Source organism: Martelella sp., from assembly GCF_984369615.1.
The window spans coordinates 1-2,981 of record NZ_CFHTCS010000453.1 but is presented as its reverse complement, the minus strand read 5'-3'; the positions used below and the strand labels follow the sequence as shown (position 1 = coordinate 2,981).

At 53.7% G+C, this 2,981-nt stretch carries 3 protein-coding genes and 1 pseudogene; all 4 read right to left on the bottom strand.

The features are described 5' to 3' along the window. Positions 1–332 (bottom strand): annotated as a pseudogene (locus AC5DC2_RS22065) (transposase); the annotation flags it as partial. Positions 333–675: 343 nt separating this feature from the next. Continuing rightward, complete coding sequence (locus tag AC5DC2_RS22060; protein WP_491700035.1) at positions 676–1,509, bottom strand: Hint domain-containing protein; 834 nt, start codon at positions 1,507–1,509, stop codon at positions 676–678. Further along, a complete protein-coding gene (locus tag AC5DC2_RS22055) occupies positions 1,455–2,018 on the bottom strand; it encodes a hypothetical protein (protein ID WP_491700034.1) in 564 nt (187 codons plus the stop codon). Before AC5DC2_RS22055 ends, AC5DC2_RS22060 begins: the two co-directional genes overlap by 55 nt. A 340-nt stretch (positions 2,019–2,358) precedes the next feature. After that, positions 2,359–2,981, bottom strand: a 623-nt coding sequence (locus tag AC5DC2_RS22050; protein WP_491700033.1) for a beta-barrel domain-containing protein, incomplete at its 5' end; no start/stop codon positions are given.

Here is a 2,981-nt window from a genome sequence, read left to right as displayed (position 1 = left end):
CATTTCTTGTCCACCAGCAATCCCGCCTTGCCGAGCGCACCGGATAAAAAATCGTTCTCCCGTGTCAGTTCGCCGATCTTGGCATGCAGCGTTTTGACGTCCACGGTCGGTCCTGCCGGTTCCGCCTTGGCTTCATCGCCCAAAACGCCTGTTGCCCGCTCAAGGAGCTGGTCTTTCCACTGTTTGATCTGGTTGGCGTGCACGTCGAACTGCTGGGACAATTCCACCAGCGTCTGCTCACCTTTGATGGCGGCAAGCGCAACCTTGGCCTTGAAAGCCGAGCTGTGGTTCCGGCGCGGTCGTCTCGTCACGGTATCTCCTGTTCCCGGCATCTAAGCCGATCCCAGGCAGAAATTCCACTTATCCTCGCTGTGCAGATTTTCCGAACCAGCTCTATATCTCATGTCAGCATTGGCGTTATTTTGAAGGTTTCTAGCCTGTCTTTAGGGCGCGGCTTTGGGCAAGACGATCACTATCGCCATTCATCTCAAGAATGTCGATCTAGTCAATTACGCCGTAGGGAAGAGCGCCGGTCCGTCCCTCGGGTCCTATGATTTCAGTTCATTCGCCAAACGGCAAATTACTGGTAATCAGAGTGGTGCTCCACTATGATGCAGGTGCTTCTGTCACCAGATGCCATGAAGTCTTCGACCGACATGGCCGAGACGCCGTCGCTCAGTGCAACCGCTTGCGGGAACGACCCTCGCGCCGCTCTTTCGCCGCTGCAGCCTTTCTTGCCTTGCGGTTTAGCTGGAGCGTGCTGGAGGCGCCGTGACCGGCCAATGCCAGCGGCATGTTGCGGGGGCTGGCGGCATGTTCGCATGACGAGAGCGGCTGGACGGGGCCGCTTTCCAGCGCCACAGGAGCGGCCATTCGCGGATGAGTGGCCTCCCATTCCGAGGCGCGGTAGATGTCTGAAAGCGTCGTGCCCGAGCGCTGCAGGATGAAGTCCTCCGGTTGCGGCAGGCGGTCGGACAGGGTCCAAGGAAAGACGCTGATGAGGCCGGTTTTCCTGAAACGGGCATAGACCTCATAGGGTCCGCTCTCGATAATCTCGACACCGATGCCATCGAGATAGTCGCGCATCGAGAAATGACGGCCATCCGGCAGCATGAAACGGCTGCCGAACCGCAACTGGCATTTGCCGCGCACGCGCTCGGTGCCATCGGCCTCCTCGCTGACGAGAAAGGCCCAGAATTGCCGGTCGTCATCCGAGCCGACTTCGCAGCCGGTCGCCGCGCGGATCAGGCGCCCGTCTTCGTGCTGCACGATGCCGTCATCGCGCAGAATGTCGAGCAACGGCACAAACTGCCCCTCGAACGTTCCTCCGGCGCAATAATAGACGTGGCCGGGGGTGACGAAGGTGCCGTGAAAATCGAGAACGATCTTCGCCTCGTTGCGGAAGGTCCGCTTCACCCGCCCGGGCACCTTGTTACCGTCACGATCGAACGACATCACCCAGTCATCGGGCCGCACAGCCTCGATCGGCTTCTCGCTGCCATCGGCCATGGTGATCGGCGTGCCGGCGAGGAAGCATTCGTCGCCGGCACGCCGATCACCATTCCAAGATCTACAATTCCGCTCAATACAGGATTGCTGCCTATCCACGCACCAGCAACACCATGACGAGCAAATACGACCTCATGCATCACGAAAATTTCTTCTGTAGTTGGCAACCTTCCATTTTTTTCTACGAAATAGTAATGTTCGAAAGCAAGATCCGTACGAATCTCATCTTTTACGTCAGCAAAATTTTTGTAATCGGCAGCATTCGGCATCCCACTGTTGTACGTTATGGCTCTAGTGGTCATAGTAAAATTTGACGAATAGGTATTTGATATCCATGACATAACCTCATTCATACCGAATCCGCCACCGCCATAATCTCTCGCTAGCTCCGCATAATCGGAACCGAGCTCAGCAACGCCATCATAGTATTGGTCAACATTCCCGCCGTCCAATTGATATTTTAATTCAGAAACCGTAGCCCTATTTACGTAAACATATTCACTTTCCATGAATAATGCTCCTCATTAGTAAGATTGATGTAGCAGACGAAAAAAAAGCATATAACATTGATGATACTGAATACTCAACAAAAACAAATGAAATAATAAGAGAAAGGGAAATCTGCGTTAATATATAACTCGTTTGGAAATTCACAAAAATAGAGAAGAATAATAAAAAAATGAAGTTATCGAAATAAACAAGACGAATATAAAAATGGAAATTCAAATTATACTTTCAATTCCATTTTTACTTCCTTCAAATAGAATATCGTATAAATTTAAAAACAATAAATTATAGAATGTTGTTATAAGAGCGAAATATAATAAATGTTTCTGCTGCATAACCACTTCACTCCTCCCTGAAAGCCTGATCGAGGTAATCGGTGAATGGTTTGAGCAGGTATGATGCGGGGCTTCTGGCGGCGGTCTGGATGAAGGCTTCGACCGGCATGCCGGGCATGATGCCGTGCTGTTTTGCGGCTTTCAGCGACGGCTTGTCGAGGGCGATTTCCACGCGGTAGAAGCGCTGGCTGCCGTCCTCGCCGGCAAGGGCGTCGGCGGAGATGGTGCGTACGTGACCGTCGAATTCCGGGGTTGTGCGGGCGTTGAAATTCGGAAACTTGATCACTGCCGCCTGGCCGGGACTGACCCGATCGATCTGTACCGGATCGACATGCACGGCGAGAACCACCGGCATATCCGCGGGAACGATCGCCGCCACCTCCGTTCCCGCCTGGATGACGCCGCCGACGGTGAACACATTCATGCCATAGATAACGCCATCCATCGGCGCACGCAGAGAAAGCCTGTCATACTGACGTTCAGTAACAGCGAGACGCTCAGTCAGTTCCGCGGCCTGCGGCTGGGTTTCGCGATATTCCGTCTGCGCCGCCTCGCGCCGGTCGGCAACGGTTTTCAATATCTCGACCTCATAGCCTGCCAGCGCGCCGCGCGCCTCGGCAATCGAGGCCT

What these genes read in the sequence shown, in the direction of transcription:
- AC5DC2_RS22060 (WP_491700035.1), bottom strand. Translation starts at nt 1,509, where the DNA reads ATGGCCGATGGCAGCGAGAAGCCGATCGAGGCTGTGCGGCCCGATGAC.
- AC5DC2_RS22055 (WP_491700034.1), bottom strand. Translation starts at nt 2,018, where the DNA reads ATGGAAAGTGAATATGTTTACGTAAATAGGGCTACGGTTTCTGAATTA.